16 protein-coding genes and 1 tRNA gene are annotated in these 16,279 nt (G+C 44.0%); 5 read left to right on the forward strand and 12 right to left on the reverse strand.

Annotated elements, in window-relative coordinates:
• Positions 1-190: 190 nt before the first annotated feature.
• Positions 191-991 carry an FkbM family methyltransferase gene (locus tag AM228_RS15050; protein ID WP_054466921.1) on the reverse strand — a complete coding sequence of 267 codons (801 nt, stop codon included), beginning with the start codon at positions 989-991 and terminating at the stop codon, positions 191-193.
• 114 nt (positions 992-1,105) lie between these two features.
• On the opposite strand from AM228_RS15050, the gene AM228_RS15055 reads away from it, so the two are divergent.
• Both AM228_RS15055 and AM228_RS36810 read left to right on the forward strand, forming a co-directional pair.
• Positions 1,106-1,390, forward strand: coding sequence for a hypothetical protein (locus tag AM228_RS15055; RefSeq protein ID WP_054466922.1), 285 nt, complete (start codon positions 1,106-1,108; stop codon positions 1,388-1,390).
• Between the two features lie 436 nt (positions 1,391-1,826).
• Positions 1,827-2,204, forward strand: a complete 378-nt coding sequence (locus tag AM228_RS36810; RefSeq protein ID WP_054466923.1) for a hypothetical protein — start codon at positions 1,827-1,829, stop codon at positions 2,202-2,204.
• 542 nt (positions 2,205-2,746) lie between these two features.
• On the opposite strand, the gene purN is transcribed toward AM228_RS36810, so the two are convergent.
• From purN to pbpC, 3 genes are all read right to left on the reverse strand, one after another.
• Complete coding sequence (gene purN, locus AM228_RS15065) at positions 2,747-3,415, reverse strand: phosphoribosylglycinamide formyltransferase (protein WP_054466924.1); 669 nt, start codon at positions 3,413-3,415, stop codon at positions 2,747-2,749.
• Between the two features lie 78 nt (positions 3,416-3,493).
• On the reverse strand, positions 3,494-3,652 hold the full coding sequence (locus AM228_RS32765; protein ID WP_156331812.1) for a hypothetical protein: 159 nt from the start codon (positions 3,650-3,652) through the stop codon (positions 3,494-3,496).
• Positions 3,653-6,223 carry a penicillin-binding protein 1C gene (gene pbpC, locus AM228_RS15070; protein WP_231636808.1) on the reverse strand — a complete coding sequence of 857 codons (2,571 nt, stop codon included), beginning with the start codon at positions 6,221-6,223 and terminating at the stop codon, positions 3,653-3,655.
• Between the two features lie 430 nt (positions 6,224-6,653).
• On the opposite strand from pbpC, the gene AM228_RS15075 reads away from it, so the two are divergent.
• Complete coding sequence (locus tag AM228_RS15075; RefSeq protein ID WP_054466925.1) at positions 6,654-7,181, forward strand: hypothetical protein; 528 nt, start codon at positions 6,654-6,656, stop codon at positions 7,179-7,181.
• A gap of 181 nt (positions 7,182-7,362) precedes the next feature.
• Here AM228_RS15075 and obgE read toward each other — a convergent pair whose 3' ends face one another.
• Positions 7,363-8,379, reverse strand: coding sequence for a GTPase ObgE (gene obgE / locus AM228_RS15080; RefSeq protein WP_054466926.1), 1,017 nt, complete (start codon positions 8,377-8,379; stop codon positions 7,363-7,365).
• A gap of 63 nt (positions 8,380-8,442) precedes the next feature.
• Here obgE and AM228_RS32770 point away from each other — a divergent pair, with 63 nt between their 5' ends.
• Positions 8,443-8,649 carry a hypothetical protein gene (locus tag AM228_RS32770; protein WP_156331813.1) on the forward strand — a complete coding sequence of 69 codons (207 nt, stop codon included), beginning with the start codon at positions 8,443-8,445 and terminating at the stop codon, positions 8,647-8,649.
• Positions 8,650-8,831: 182 nt separating this feature from the next.
• On the opposite strand, the gene AM228_RS15085 is transcribed toward AM228_RS32770, so the two are convergent.
• The 7 genes from AM228_RS15085 to AM228_RS15110 form a co-directional block, all read right to left on the reverse strand.
• Positions 8,832-9,185 (reverse strand): hypothetical protein, encoded by a 354-nt coding sequence (locus tag AM228_RS15085; RefSeq protein WP_054466927.1) that lies wholly within the window; start codon positions 9,183-9,185, stop codon positions 8,832-8,834.
• Positions 9,186-9,682: 497 nt separating this feature from the next.
• Positions 9,683-9,874 carry a hypothetical protein gene (locus tag AM228_RS32775; protein WP_156331814.1) on the reverse strand — a complete coding sequence of 64 codons (192 nt, stop codon included), beginning with the start codon at positions 9,872-9,874 and terminating at the stop codon, positions 9,683-9,685.
• 13 nt (positions 9,875-9,887) lie between these two features.
• A complete protein-coding gene (locus tag AM228_RS15090; RefSeq protein WP_054466950.1) occupies positions 9,888-10,133 on the reverse strand; it encodes a hypothetical protein in 246 nt (81 codons plus the stop codon).
• 694 nt (positions 10,134-10,827) lie between these two features.
• Positions 10,828-11,841, reverse strand: a complete 1,014-nt coding sequence (gene fmt / locus AM228_RS15095) for a methionyl-tRNA formyltransferase (RefSeq protein ID WP_054466928.1) — start codon at positions 11,839-11,841, stop codon at positions 10,828-10,830.
• Positions 11,842-12,227: 386 nt separating this feature from the next.
• Positions 12,228-13,010, reverse strand: a complete 783-nt coding sequence (locus tag AM228_RS15100; protein WP_054466929.1) for a hypothetical protein — start codon at positions 13,008-13,010, stop codon at positions 12,228-12,230.
• 513 nt (positions 13,011-13,523) lie between these two features.
• Positions 13,524-13,594 (reverse strand) — tRNA-Gly (locus AM228_RS15105).
• Between the two features lie 169 nt (positions 13,595-13,763).
• Positions 13,764-14,036 (reverse strand): hypothetical protein, encoded by a 273-nt coding sequence (locus AM228_RS15110; RefSeq protein WP_054466930.1) that lies wholly within the window; start codon positions 14,034-14,036, stop codon positions 13,764-13,766.
• Positions 14,037-14,211: 175 nt separating this feature from the next.
• On the opposite strand from AM228_RS15110, the gene AM228_RS15115 reads away from it, so the two are divergent.
• Positions 14,212-16,239, forward strand: coding sequence for an NAD(P)/FAD-dependent oxidoreductase (locus AM228_RS15115; RefSeq protein WP_054466931.1), 2,028 nt, complete (start codon positions 14,212-14,214; stop codon positions 16,237-16,239).
• Positions 16,240-16,279: the final 40 nt, after the last annotated feature.

The following is a 16,279-nucleotide window of genomic DNA, read 5'->3' on the forward strand; positions in this document are numbered from 1 at the left end:
AATACCATGTTTTCTGAACAGTTTGCTAAAAAAATTAGCATTCTTGCTTTTTTAAGACTGAGATAAAAAATCATCAGGGTATTATCATCAGGGTATTGGTATTTGATGAATTAGCACTGGAAAATAGACCTGATGATATGGTAAGGCGATAGACATCTTGTAGGAATCAGGCTAGAAGCCTAATCTACTCTTACAGACTGGCATGGGTATCATACCATGGCTCTTTAAGGTTGAGTCCTTCTATGAGCATTTTACCCCAGGGATATTTATAAATAATTCCCTGAATACCCAATATTTTATAAAACCAAAAAATGCGTTTGTAGATATTTATGGCTGCTGTTTTTGACAACCAATTACCTGGTGTTTCTTCTCCAAATGAACCGCTACAACCATACTGAAATTCATGCTCGACGTATTTTCCTTCTTTTGCTGGATAGGGACAAGTTTGTTGGGATATTTTTGCTTGGTTAATAACTTTAAATTTCTGATAACCTAGTTCTTCAAATATCTTAAATTCTTCTAGTAAATCATTCCAAGAAAGTTTTGCTGATTCTATGGATATGAATTTTGGCCTATTATCAAACTTCCTTAATGCCTTTATACACAATATATCTGCACCTTCAATATCAATTTTTAAATAGTAAGGAATGCCAAATTCTTGTAGAATATTTTCAAATCTAGTTCCTTTAACTTTAATAGCTACTGATTTAGTGCCGAGAATTTCGCCACGATGAACAAAGTCTGGGGAGATTGTTCCCCAAATACTTTTTTCTAGGTTAGAATAGAAGGTGATTTCACCATCTTGGGGAGCTATGGCAATGTTGAGAAGTTGTAGTTGACCATTGGCGATGTATGATTGTAGTTTGTTTTTTGTGAGTTGATAAATTTCTGGGTTGGCTTCTATCCCCACCACTCGAAAGCCTTTTTTTAAATAAAATTCTGTGTCCTCTCCTGTGTGAACGCCAACATCAATTATTAAGTTCTCATCCATGATTTTTGTATTTTTGTAAGCTGAATATATATTATTGTCATTATTACATAAATTGGATTTTACAATACTTCGCCAATTGGCAAGGGTGATTTTTGCGGTTCGGGGGAAGGGTGGGTGGCCAGAAAAGGTAGGATATGGAGTCAATCAAAACGTCCAGTATCCAATCTCAATCTGACCATCAATGAAATCATAGCAGCCCTAAGCACACTGAGTCAACACTTGACGCCGCGCATCCTGAACCAACTCACCGTCATCGCCGAGGCCGTGCTGGCGATGACGGGTCGCGTCACCATGCTAGCTAGGCTTGTCCCGCTCGGCCTAAAGGGGTGGGATCTATCGGACGGTAAAGCGTTTTTTTGGCGAAAAATTAGCATGGCCGCCCCTGAGAAAGTAGAATGAATCGCGCTGGCAACTCATCAAGCAGCATTGGATGGGGAGAAAGGGGGGTTTGGCTGTTGACCGGCAAGGAAACGTATGGGCTGGGCGTTTTTTTTCTTCGATTTACAACAAGCCGCTCCCCGGCCTGTGCTTTCTGAACCTGTCATTGCTTGAGGTCGAAACCCGCAAGTCCTACCCTTTGATCGCCGAGCAACTGGTGTGCGAATAAGTTCAGGGAAGTGCGCCGAAGGCCGTGCAGTTAAACAAACGGGGTTGCACCTGATCTCCAAGTTGCGCCACGACTCGACGCTCCACTTTCCCTATGCCGATATGGGAGCAAGGGCAGACCGCGCAAATACCAAGCGCAAGCGTGGCATGGGAACTTCCCCGCATTACTGAATGAATGTCGTCGTTGTTGTGAAGACTAACCTGAAGACCGGGCGGAGGGAGGGCCAAGGTGCTGCTGTTCAGCGACGACTTGTCCCTAGCTAGCGAGACCCCGATCGAATACTACTCGTTGCAGTTCCAAATCGAGTTTGACTTCAGGGACGCCAAACAATACTGGGGGCTGGAAGACTTTATGAACGTCAAGGAGACGCAAGTCGGGAATTTCGGCAATTTCTCCCTGTTTATGGTGACCTTCTCGCGGCTGTTGTGCAACAAAATGGAGAGCCTAAGTGGAGACAGTATGCTGGACTTGAAAACCGTCTTCAGGGCGCGAAAATACACGCGGCGGATATTAAATTCATTCGGCAAAAAAGGCGAGGAATTTTTAATTGATGACAAGTTTTCCCAAATCGCTGAAATCGGCAGGATAGATACTAGAGCGGCTTGAATTTTGGCGAAGGGATTGAAAAAGTCAAGATTTATTAAAAAGGCAACGGTTATCAGTACCGGGTCAAGTACCGGGTCAAGGGAATGGGGAATATTGCCATCAGTCCTGTTGCCTGTTGCCTGTTCCCTGTTGCCTGTTCCCTGTTGCCTGTTGCCTGTTCCCTGTTGCCTGTTCCCTGTTCCCTGTTGCCTGTTCCCTGTTGCCTGTTCCCTGTTCCCTGTTCCCTGTTGTTTGTTGTTGGTTGTTGGTTGGGGAACGGGGAACAGTTATCGGGGAACGGGGACAGTGAAAAGTTAAAAGTTAAAAGTTAAAAGTGAAAAGTCGTAGGGGCTTTCTGGCCATTCGTCCGTACAAGTGAAAAGTGAATAGTGATACTTCTTTTCACTTTTCACTATTCCCTGTTCACTATTCCCTGTTCCCTGTTCCCTGTTCCCTGTTCCCTGTTCCCTGTTCCCTGTTCCCTGTTCCCTGTTCCCTGTTTCCTGTTCCCTGTTGGGTTTTAGAAACCGGGTTTCTTCACTGAGAAACCCGGTTGCTAGTAATTATCTAATTTGAGCCGCCGCGATCGCGATCGCCATAGGAAAAATTTGGTGCTCTTGTACCTGAATCCGCCCATGTAAAGTTTCTGGAGTATCATCTGGCAAAATTGGTACAGCCGCCTGGATTAAAATCGGGCCATTGTCTACTTCCACCCGCGCAATATGTACCGTACAGCCGGTAATTTTCACTCCTGCTTTTAGGGCATCTTCTACCCCATGCGCCCCGCGAAAACTCGGTAATAAACTGGGGTGAATATTAATTACTCTGTCAGGAAAAGCGTTTAATAAAACTTCCGTAATAATTCGCATCCAACCGGCCATCACCACCATTTCCACATTATATTCTCGGAAAGTTTCCACAATTTTAGCGTCCAAATCTTGACGACTCTTATACTCGCGGTGGTTGAGTAAAATCGCCGGAATTCCATAGCGTTTGGCTCGTTCTACGACTTTCGCTCCAGGGTTATTGTAAATTAACACCGCAATTTCTGCATTCAATTTTCCAGAGGCGATCGCCTCTGCAATAGCCTCCACATTAGTGCCACTTCCAGAAGCCATCATCCCCAGTCTAATCTTAGCATCCGCTGGGGGATTTTCTGCCATAAAATTCGGCGGCAATACAGGGGAAATAAAGCTGGGAGTCAATTGGTCTGACTGTCTGTGGTTACTCATATTTTTACGGTCATTTTTTGATTTTACTTGATTATTTTACTTTAAAGGTTTTTTGGTCATTTATTTCTAGAAATTTTATTAAATTTTGTTTGCCGCAAAGAAAAAACAAAACCCAGCCCCCAGAAAGACTTGCTCACAGTCCCAAATATCTCTAATAATATCCTTAAGATTATAAATACTACCAGAAATAAAACTGAGAAACCCGGTTTCTGGGAGAAACCGGGTTTCTTTAATCAACTACTCATCTTTAACTAAAGAAAAGCCTCTGGGAGTTTCTCGATATTCGTCTAAGACCACTTGGAAACTAACCCGATCGCTTTTTTCCCCACTTTTCACCTCTAGAGTCCATTCCCCAATCTCTAACGGCCAAAATATTGCCTGAGAGATGGCCTGACGATGTTTACTTTTAATTAACGTTCTTTTGCCAGTTTTACTAATCAGCCACCATTCCACAGGTTCGGTCGGATTTGCTGCTAATTTAAATTCCAATTTGGGGTTGGCATCCGCTGGATCGATGAGAAAGTAGTCATCATTTTGGGGAAAGACTATTTTTAAATCATCTTTGGTTAATCGGGGTTGATTTTGTCGGGATAGCCATTCATTATATTCAGGGGATAATTCAAAGGTGTTTTCTTTTTCATAGCGAGAAAGATCGGCGATCGCAAAATATTCCAGCACCACCGAAGGACAATCTTTCGTCGGTTTTAAACCCGTAATCGCACAAATAGGCCGTTGTACCATCAGGGGCGGTGGGGCAAATTTTCCCGGTTCTTGCCCCTTTTTAGAAGCCGATTGGTGCAAATGCAGCATAATTCGATTCCATAATGGCGCTGCCCCCGTCACCCCAGAGACTTTTCTCATGCGATCGCCGCTAAAATTGCCCACCCAAGTCGCCACGGTGTAATCGGTGGTATAGCCCACGGTCCAAGTATCCCGAAAATCCGACGAAGTGCCAGTTTTCACCGCTGCGGGAAACGGTAAACTCAGCACCGAGTCCACCCCAAATGCCGCAGCCCTCGCGTGGCGATCGCTGAGGATATCGGTAATTAACGCAACGGTTTCCGGGGAACGGATCTGGGCAGGGGTGTGGGGGAAGCCGCCATCGAAGCCGCCATCGAAGCCGCCATCGAAGAAAATCCCCTCTCTTCCCTCTCTCCCCCCGCTCCCCCGCTCCCCCGCTCCCCCGCTCCTCTGTCCTGTTCCCTGTTTGGCAAACGTCAAATAAGCGTGAGCCAACTCCCAGAGACTAACTTCACCGCTACCCAGGGCTAAACCCAGGCCATAATGTTCGGGGGGTTTGTCCAAATGGGTAAAACCCAGTTGACGCAAGCGTTCCAAAAAGGTAGCGACCCCGACTTTTTCCAACACTCGCACTGCGGGAATATTTAAGGAGTTACCCAAAGCCACCCGCACCCGGACGGGGCCTTTAAAAGTTTCGCTATAGTCAACCGGGGAGTAAACTTTAGCTCCGGGAATGGGGTAATAAGTGGGAACATCGGCCAAAATGGTATTGGGACGAATGACTTTTTTTTCTAAAGCGAGTTGATAGAGAAAGGGTTTCAGGGCCGAACCCGGTTGTCGTAGCGCCTGGACTCCATCGTTTCGCCCCAGATAATCGTCAGAAAAATAATCGGGAGAACCGACATAAGCTAAGATTTCCCCAGTTTTGTTGTCCAGAACGATCGCCGCCCCGTGATTGACGTTATAGGAACTCAGCGCCCCGACCACTTCTTTGACTTGGGCTTCCACAAACTTTTGCAGGGGTAGATCGATGGTGGTGCGGACTTGGGAAACATCTTCCGGGACTTGGTTGGCTAACCAAAACAGAAAATGCGGGGCGGCGACAATACCTTGATTCGGCGGTTGTAGCTGAACTTGTTCTCGATAGGCGCGATCGCCTTCAACCGCCGTAATATATCCATCCGCCACCATGCGATCGAGCACATATTTTTGCCGCCGTTTCAGAGGTTCCCACTGATAATAAGGATTGAGGTCTGTGGGGTCGTTGGGCAAAGCGGCCAAAATGCTGGCTTGGGCAAGGTTCAGGTCAGCCGCCGGAATGCCGAAATAATTGCGGGCTGCGGCTTCTACCCCGTAGATGTTACCGCCCATAGGCAGGCGGTTAATATAGGCGGCGAGGATTTCGTCTTTGGTCATTCCCGCAGTCAGTCGCCAAGAAATCCAGATTTCCTGAAATTTATAGGGTAAGGTGCGCGGGTTGGGATGCAGCATTCGCGCTAACTGCATCGTAATAGTAGATGCCCCACTGACGATTTCTTTAGCTTGGATGGCTTCCAGGATGGCACGGGCGATCGCCAGATAGTCCAATGCCCCATGTTGATAATAGCGTTTATCCTCAGCGGCAATTGTCCCCTGGATAAATACGGGGGAAACCCGATCCAACGGCACGATCGCCGTATGTTCTTGGCTGCGAGTCAGGATTGTCCCCAAGGGTTGACCGTGGCGATCGCTAAAAATAATCGCTGCTTCCGTTTGGGCAATATCAGCCGCCCGGATCGGCACTAAATAAGGCAGCGATCGCACCCCGCCCGCCACCAAAATTGGCCAGGCAAAATAAGCCAAAAGTAGTTTTAACCGCCGCTGGTTCTGGGGGGTCCGCCATCGGCAGGGATGCCCGCCATCGGCAGGGGGGGCAGGGGGGGCCGCCATCGGCAGGGGAGCAGGGGGGCCGCCATCGGAGAAATTTTCCCCTCTCTCCCCTCTCTCCTCCCTCTCCCATAAAGCCTTCTGCAACATTTTGTGAAGTTTTTTGTTAACTTTGTTAAGTTTTTCGGGCATTTTTGCCATGACTCCTCCTCCTCTGAAGCAATAACCAGATAAAAAATTCTCTTCTCTAATGTAATCTAACGAAAATAAGCGGGAATTCGGCTAAATGTGAGCAACTTTGTTAAGAAATGATGCAAAAAAGTTGAACTTGATTAAAATTATGCTGTAATTAAATTAAGTCTAGATTAAGTTTTAACGATTCACGTTCGTCATTTACATCCGGAAACAGGCAATCTGGAAATAATCTGCTGCATCCCTAGCATTATCCATTATCCATTAAGTAATTACAAATGTCTGGGCATGGTTGGCCAGAAAAAAATTAGCCTGGAACAAACCAGAAAATGCAACCGTTTTTGTCGAGATAAATCCGCCCTGCGCCGGATCTATGTTATTCGTTGTTATTCGTTATGAAAATATCTACAAAATCCTGAAATAAGAAATCAAGGAGGGCATGATGATTGCTTGGATTAACGTCATCATTTTAATGGTCGCTACCGTTCTGGGTTTATATTTTTATGTCAAAAGTGCCAACCCAGAAAACTTAGACAGCCAAAATAATCAGAGTCAAAGCTTAAACTCGATCCGATACCAAACCTGGGCAGAACTGCTAATGACTCTAGTGGGAATTAACTATATAGTCTATTTTCTTTACCCAATTCCTCTGTCAATTCCCCAAGTATTCCCCTGGAGTTGGTGGGTTTCCGCCGCCATTGCTACCGCGATCGCATTGTTATCCATTTACTATTGGTGGCGTTCGCTGATAGAAAAAACCATCCCCATGACGATCTTAGGCAACCATGAAAGTATTTATCAATCCCAAGTCATCAGTGACTTAACTTTTTGGTTGGTCTTAGGTTTTCTCCTCCACTCCCCATTCCTCGTCTTATTTTCCTTAACTTGGATTCCTCTTTATCTGCTTCTAAATTGGTGGGAACATAGCCATTATCCCCATAACATTGAAGGTTCACTTTTGACTTAATTGATAATTGTTGATTGTTGATTGTTGTTGGTTGATGGTTAATTGTTGTTTGTTCATTGTTGTTTGTTAATTGTTGTTTGTTCATTGTTGATTGTTATTTGTTGTCAATTTGTTCGTTCAACAACCAACCACCAAAGAATCCCTACCCAACAAACAACAAACAACAAACAACAAACAACAATTAACCGTCAACCGTGACTAACATTCGATCCAGGATTTGCCAAACTTCTTGTAATAATGGATCTAATCCCAAACGGGTAACGGCAGAAATTTGGAAAACCGGGGTTTTTGCCAGAGATTTTAACTCGGAAATCATGCCAGCAATCTCTTCATCAGAGCGATCGCTGGCATCAATTTTATTTAGGGCAACAATTTGGGGGCGATCGCTTAATCCTCGACCATAAGCCGCTAACTCATTTTGAATTTTAGAATAGTCAGCGATCGGGTCATCACTGGTAATATCAATCAGATGCAATAACAAGCGAGTCCGTTCAACATGACGCAAAAATTCATGGCCTAATCCGATGCCTAAATGCGCCCCTGAAATCAGACCGGGAATATCCGCAAACACGGTCCCATCCCCGTTCGGTTTGCGGACTACGCCTAAATTTGGCACTAACGTAGTAAAAGGATAATCGGCAATTTTGGGACGGGCAGAAGATACCGCCGAAATTAAGGTAGATTTCCCCGCATTCGGCAACCCAATAATTCCCACTTCTGCTAATAACTTTAATTCTAGACGGAGAAATTTTTCTTCTCCATCTAACCCTTCTAGGGCATATTCTGGGGCGCGGTTTCGGTTACTCAGAAAATACTTATTCCCCAAACCGCCCTTACCCCCTTGGGCGACAATTAAAGTTTGCCCTGTCTCGACAATATCCCCAATAATTTCTTCCGTAGTCGCATCATAGACCATTGTTCCTACAGGCACTTTGACAATGCGATCGCCTCCATTAGCCCCAGTGCAATTATTCGGGCCCCCCCGTTCCCCATTTTCCGCCTTAATAATTCGGTTATACTTAAAATCCAGCAAAGTTTGCAGATTTTCATCCCCCACAAAAATCACCGAACCGCCTTTTCCCCCATTTCCACCGGACGGTCCTCCCGCAGGCACATATTTTTCTCGGCGAAAAGCCACAATTCCATCGCCTCCCTTGCCACCAATGACTTGGAGTTCGGCTAAATCAATAAACTGCATTGCGTTAACTTCCTACTGTAGCGCTGATTGATTACCTTAATTTTAAGTAAAAGCGGCGATGTTATGCCAAAAATCCCAAAAAAATTATCTCTAAAAATTATCTCTTGGGAAAACGCGGAGCAAAATACCCTCGGAAAAAGCGATCGCCCTTTCAGAAACCGGGTTTCTTTTCTCGGTTCCTACGGGCGAATGAATGGCCATTCGCCCCTACATATTCACCACAGAAACCCGGTTTCTTTGCTTTGGCAATCATTCAGGTTTATGGATTAAGGGTTTAGCATCCCTTAAAACGCAAAAAGTGAAGCTTTGCCAGCTTCACTTTTGATCATACCAAGTGCATAAGTCTATTTGAGGTAAATGAAACAACCGAACCAAAATCAATCTTTGGGCAATCAATCGAGAAGCGGATTTTGACTTTCCCAGGGAATTGCCGAAAAATGAAATCGTCTTATCTATTTTCTCACCTTCTGTTTTGTATGTTTGTGCCAGTAAGCGGTGAGAACTTTCGCATCCGGTGGACCACTCAGACAGACCACCCGCAGCCCCCGCAATACATCAGAAAACTTAGCGTAAGGAGTCCATCTTAGGTTGCGATCGTTCAGGGTAAAAATAATCGCCCCTCGGCTAAATCGTTTTTTGCCATACAGTAAAGCCACAGAAATCATCGCATTACTAATAGCTCGTTGCTGTTGCCGTCGCTCTAAATGATTTAAATCTTTTCGACGATACACCGCTTCGATGCGATCTATTCTACTTTTATTTATGTCGAGATCGAGAATTTGTTGAATTTTTCGATTAGCATCCATAATAATTGCTCCATTGGAAAAACCTTGAGTTGAGAAATCTGCAAAAACCAATTAAAAACCATAAGTTCAGCCATCAAAAAAATTGCCAAAAATAAGCGAATTGTTGAAAATAAGAATCCAAGGCTGTCACCTGGATTCAGCAATTCGCTCGCTAAATCGGGAAAATTCTTTTCAGAAATCCCCAAAAATAAAAAAAAATTAAAATTTTACCGATTGATGCGCCAATTCAGAATTCATCCTGAAACGACATGAATCAGAAATTTACAAAAATTAAAATTTATCAAAATTTATTAAAAAATCAACATTAAGACTTAGCTGTACGGGCGAAGCATTCCCGTAGATGTATTGTTGTTTAAACCGGAAGGTTTCTGCGCGGTAAGCGCAGCCATGCCGCAGGCTATATGCTTCGCTCTGACTAGGTTTTTGGTGTAATTCACCCTGTTGATATTACTATCCTAACCAAAAAATACTCAACTCGCATCAATCTAAGGCAGGTTTTAGGAAAACTTCAGCTTTTGGCATCGTCGGTTACATGATGATATAGGCGATCGCTCATGGAACCACTGCCACAAACCAATTGCCCACAAACCACAAGAAATCCAGAATTGAGTGAAACTGGCGATCGAGGCAAAAACCAGAGAGGAACAGCGATCGCGCACTGTTCCTCTCTGGTTAAAGTCCTCGCTCATTTCAATTTAAAACTCATCGAACCAAAATTGCTTGGGTGGGTATAGGGGGTTTAACCATTCCATAATCCGGATCTTTCCAGCACCGAGGAAGCATTTCTCCAGAAGGGAAGATTAATTGTTCCTTTTCATAAATTGCCGGATCTTGCATTTCTTCACCTAAGTGAGAACGCCCCATGACTTCACTCAAGCAGGGATCATATAAATCTTCGATTCGTATGATCTCAATCAGATCGCCGGTTAATTTTTGTTTCAAAAACATTTTTCGTCGCCTCCGTGCGGCTAATGTCAATGCTTTTTTCAGAATGCAGGCTGGTTCTATCAAACGGTGCATTACGCTTTGCTAACGCACCCTACGCCTACTGAATACTTAAGCCGGTTTGCTCTGGGACGCGACAATTATTTCCCCAGAATTCCAGCCATTTATCTCAAACAGAAAAAACTGATTAATTCTTTACTTTATACTTATAATCTTAACATTAATTTATTAATATAATTGTTAATTAAATATTAAGAAAAATCCGCAGATTCATGCCTCACCCCAGGGCAACAAAAACTTAATGTTATTCGTTGTTGGTTGTTGGTTATTTGTTATTCGTTATTTATCGCCAACAACAAACAACCAACAACCAACAAACAGGGAGCAGAGGAGCAGCGGTTCGGCCCTTCGGCTGCGCTCAGGACAGGCTTCGCTCACCGACCGAGGAGCACAGGAGCACAGGAGCACAGGAGAGAGTAAATAGTGAATAGTGATATTTTTTTAACTTTTAACTTTTCACTTTTCACTTTTAACTTTTAACTCTTAACTTTTAACTCTTAACTTTTAACTTTCTCCGTTCCACGCCACTTGCTAGACTTGGGGAGACCCCAAGATCGCAGTGGCTCCTGATAACTGTTCCCCTTTCCCCAACAAACAGCAAACAACAAACAACCAAAAACAAACAACTAATAACTGTTTATCCGTTTTCGATCGCTTCTCCTGGTTTTAACCGTGTCCCATTGGCAAAGTCCCAGCCAGACTGTACTCGTTTCCCGGTAAGCTGGACTTCTTTTAACAACAGCAACCCATCGCCGGTTTGGACAATTGGCCCAATATTTTTAATCACGGTCAGCACTTCTCCGGGACTGCCGGTGAGAGTCGATAAAGTTGACCAATTATTTGCGATCGCGCTATGTATCCCACTATATTCTGGGGGCAATGCGGAGAAATAGGCATCCCCCAGGGGAACCGTAGCCATAATTTTTAAAGCCTTGCCGCGAAAAGTAGCCACACAATTGGGGTAAAGTCCTCGGACGCGATCGTGCAATGCTTTAGCGGAATTTGACCAATCCAGCAAATAGTCAGATTTTTGGATTAATGGTGCGTAGGTTGCTTCCTCCTCAGACTGAGGAATAGGGGAAACTTCACCGCGATCGAGTTTTAACAAGGTTTCGATTAATAATTCTGCCCCCTGAATAGCCAACTTTTCCCCGATTTGGTAGGCATGATCCACAAGTCCAATAGAAGTATAAGCTTTTAGCAACATTGGGCCGCTATCCATCCCTGAATCCATTTGCATCGTAGTAATTCCTGTTTCCGTTTCACCGGCACACAAACACCATTGAATCGGTGCGGCACCTCGGTATTTGGGCAAAATCGAACCATGTACATTAACGCAACCCAAACGAGGCATTTCCAGAATTTCTGAGGATAAAATTTGCCCGTAAGCAACTACCACGAATACATCAGCATTCGCTGCTTTTAATTGAGTCAGGGTTTTGGTGTGTTTTTTCACTCTTGCCGGTTGCCACACGGGTAAATTATGCGCCAAAGCAATTTTTTTTACCGGAGAAGGAATTAATTCATTCCCACGTCCTCGACGTTTATCCGGTTGCGTCACCACTCCCAAAACTTCCATATTGGGGTGAGCGAGTAATTTTTCCAAGGTGTGTACCGCAAATTGAGGAGTGCCGAAGAATATCACTTTCATAAATTGATGCTAAGTGGTTAGTGGTTAGAGATAAGAATTTGTAACCCGATACCGGGCTGTTAAATCGGTGTCTGTGGTATCACTATAATGTCACTATTTTGTCAAAAAGGAAAGAGGAAAGAGTAAATAGGAAAGAGTAAATAGGAAAGAGTAAATAGGAAAGAGTAAAGATATAGTCATTTCAATTGTGATTTCGATAAAACATCAGGGGCGCAAGTATTGCGCCTCTAGAATATATGTTGATTTGTTGATTTGCTGTAGGGGCGCAAGCATTGCGCCACTAGATGGTTGTATCAATTTTAATTGAAATTACTATATTCTCTCTCCTCTCTCCTCTCTCCTCCCTATATGCGGGAATTATTGCTATATTTATTACCACATATCTCTTACCACATATTTGTCACCCCAACATTTAAAAATGTCGTAATACAATCAATAAGCTTCTGGGTTTCCGATCGACTTAGGTCATATTGTTGCCCTAAATTCAGCTTTTGCCCAGATGTCAAGACTAAGGTCAGGCGATATTTCTTTTTATCAGATTGTTTCTTGTTGGTTTCAACTTGTAATCCGAGAATTTCACTCGTCGTTCTTTTTTGAGAACGCTTCCACAAGAATCCTTTTCTGGTCAAAGTGACCGCACCAACGGTTTTATCAAAGTTACAGGTACATTGTTGATTCATTAGTCCCGATCCGATTAATCCGGCAATGATAAATAAGCTGCCAAAAAAATAACTAAAAATCCGCGAATCTTCAACAATTTCTAAACTAGCTTGTGTGGATGTACTCAAAAAGTAATTTATTTGTTGCATGGCATTTTTTTGATTTTCAAAATTTGAGCCATACTCAGATATAATTGGAATTTTTTCGGTTCTTGTTACTAAAATCAATCGCGAAGCTTGCTCCTGAGAGTTGGAGTTTGTTTCAAGTTTTGCTTCTTGAATATTTTCTAGAGAAAATGTTTTGACATCAGATGTGATTAAACTATAATGAACTAATTCACAACTGCCTTGATTCATATTTAAGCGATCGCACTTGAAAGTGGTCAATTGTTCTGGCCCGGCGATCGCCACCAAGCCAATCAGGATAAAAATCATCCCAATGATCCAACGTCTATCCGGATCATTTTGCTGGATGGTTAATTTTGTAGAGGTGTATTCAAGTATTTTCATATATGCGGCAAAACCCTACTCATCAATAAAGTTAGACCAAAGTTACACCATTAAAGTTTTACCTGATCATAAAACCGACAATTTTTCTTGTTTCCGTAACTTTTCAATTAAATTCATCCCCTGAAAAATTTAGTCTAAACTAAATTTTTGGGCTTTTAATTTACTTTAATCGCCGGAAAATTTTCGCTGAATTCCAGTCATTATGCAAAAGTCGAATCTGCCGATCGCCGACTAGGCTCAATTGTAACCTTGAACTAGAGTAAACCAGCCCCAAAATGGGGGGCAAACCACAGATTTTAAGCCTTGTACCTGACAAAATATCAAAATTTCCAGACAGATCCCTTGACTGAAATTCATAAACAATGCACATACAACAGCAGCGCGATCGCTCAAACGGATCCACCCGGAGGAAATCGCAAAGCCTAATTCACGAACATTGAGCAAATCAATAAATGTCCCTAAAATTAAAAACCCTTATAAGCCATAGCCTATAAGGGTTTAATTAATAAATTAAGCGGGCAGCGGGAATCGAACCCGCATTAACAGCTTGGAAGGCTGTAGTTTTACCACTAAACTATGCCCGCATCCGCTTTAATTCTGCACGTTTTCCACTATAGCACAAGTTTTGCAGATTGGCACAGAAATTTTTTATTTTTTTATTTTTTTATTTTTTCCCACAGGTTTTTCCCAGACGTGAAAAATAACAGTTAACCAATCAGCAATAAACCAAGTCACCAGTGGCCAGAGATATTTTTAGTGACCGCGATGGCGATCGCTACTGTCCGCAGCATCAGATTCCAGAAAATGCCAAACCGTAGTCACCGCTTGACTCAGCCAGCGTCTCATACTCAGATCCAGAAAATTGTCTTCCGCCAAGACTTCAGCGGTGATATCCTCTAAAGATTTGCCATCTTCGCGAGATATTTTAATGGTTCCAGCGATCGCGCAGAGCATCACCTCTTCACTCACAGGTTTTTGCCGCAGATTGACTATTTCTTGAATACTCGTCGGAATGGGATAATTCATGGCTAGTTGAGAGGATATACAAGTATGAAGAAGCTGAGATTTTTGTTAAATTTTGTTAAATTTTTTAATTCAGTATAGGGATTATACACCAGTTTGTCAATTTGTCAACCGCAGCCCGGTAATCGCGGCCAAAAATTTCTCACCCGCAAACAATCATCAACCACAGAGCATTTAAATGAAAGAAATTCTTTACTTAGAAGTCCCCACCCCCAACACCGAGGCGGTTTGTACCTGGTTACAACAAGAGTTTAAGCCGATCGCCGGCAGCAAACTCATCACCCCCGATGGCATTCGCGTTCAGTTTTCAGAACCTGCCGGGGAAAAAGGCGCCGAACTATCTACAGAACTATCTATATTTATCTGGTCTGTCCAACGCACCACTTATCTGAAAGTGTTTCGCTGGGCAGAAAAGCCCATTCGAGATGAAGAGAAAATCACCAACGCCTTGACCGCTGAGATCAGAAAGCAGTTCCCCTACCAGTACCCCGAACCGCCCAATATTGATTTATCTAAAGAATCAATTTTTGAGGCATTAGCCAAGGATTACCCACAGACCGTCAAATACTTTCAAAAAATCCCCAACGGAGAGTATGACCTCAACCGAGTCTATTGGTGGGAAAAGCGTTGGCGAGAATCGGTTCGCAACCCCAAACAACCGAAACAAGTAATTTTCCCCGTCACCGAGAGTACCCCGACCAGCGATCAGTCAACCACTTATGACTTAATTTATCTAGGCGGGGCCTTGGGGGTGGTTCACGCCGCAGTTATGGCCAAACTGGGCTATCAAGTGCTGTTAATTGAACGGATGCCCTTTGGTCGGATGAATCGAGAATGGAACATTTCCCGGGCTGAGTTTCAAAGTTTGATTTCCCTGGGATTATTCACTCCCAGTGAATTCGAAAGCATCATTGCTTGTGAATATATTGATGGGTTCCATAAATTTTTCGATAGTAACAATCCGCCGCAGTGCAAGGCCCAAGTGCTGCATACCCCCACGGTGCTGAATATCGCGATCGATGCGGAAAAATTCTTGCGGCTATGTGGGGAAAAACTACAGGCAGCGGGGGGAGAAATTTGGGATGAGACCGAGTTTGTCCGCGCTGAGATTTCGTCCGAGGCGGCGACAGTCTTTTGTCAACATTTGCCCACCCAGACAGCGAAACAAGCCAGAGGTCGCTTAATGGTGGATGCGATGGGTACTGCCTCCCCGATCGCATGGCAACTGAATGGCGATCGCGCTTTTGACAGCGTATGTCCCACCGTTGGGGGGGTGATTTCCAGTGGCTTGGCCCCCGAAGTTTGGGATACGCAATATGGGGATGTGCTCAACAGTCACGGAGATATTTCTCGCGGACGACAGTTAATTTGGGAATTATTCCCTGGGGCTGACGGAGAACTAACTTTTTATTTATTTCATTACCATCAGGTGAATCCAGAAAATCCAGGCTCATTACTGGAAATGTATGAGGACTTTTTCACGATTTTGCCAGAGTATCGCCGCTGCAACATGGATGACTTAGTGTGGAAAAAAGCCACCTTTGGTTATATTCCCGGACATTTTAGTAACAAAGCCAGCGATCGCACCATTGCCTTCGATCGCCTGATTGCCCTAGGGGATGCGGCATCTTTACAATCACCCTTAGTTTTTACGGGCTTTGGTTCTCTAGTGCGTAACCTAGGTCGCTTAACTCGCTTATTAGATGTTGCCCTGAAACACGATCTGCTCACAGCCAACTATTTAAACCAAATCCGGGCTTATCAAAGTAATGTTGCAGTCACCTGGATGTTTTCCAAAGGCATGATGGTGCCCACAGGTCAGTTCTTGCCACCGGAACGGATCAACTCAATGCTCAATACATTCTTTGGTCTTTTGGCCACTGAACCAGGGGCGATCGCCGATTCTTTTATCAAAGATCGGGTAGGTTGGCTCACCTTTAACCGACTAGCCCTCAAAGCCGCCACCCTTAACCCCGCTTTACTCTGGTGGATTTGGCTTATGGCCGGATCAAAAGACCTGATTCGTTGGCTGGGGAGTTATTTTAATTTCACCTTATTTTCTTTTTTAAGCTTGATATTTGCCTGGTTGCCTAGCTTCACCCGCTGGTCGCAACAATGGCTAGAACCGCGATTTCCCGGTCTTTGGTTTTGGCTTCTAGCTCAAAGCTATGCCTTAACTTATGGAGTGGGACGACCGCAATCTTGAGACAAGGGAACGGGGTGTGGGGTGTAGGGTGTAGCCCTTC

The sequence above is a fragment of the Planktothricoides sp. SR001 genome (genome assembly GCF_001276715.1).
Classification (GTDB): domain Bacteria; phylum Cyanobacteriota; class Cyanobacteriia; order Cyanobacteriales; family Laspinemataceae; genus Planktothricoides; species Planktothricoides raciborskii.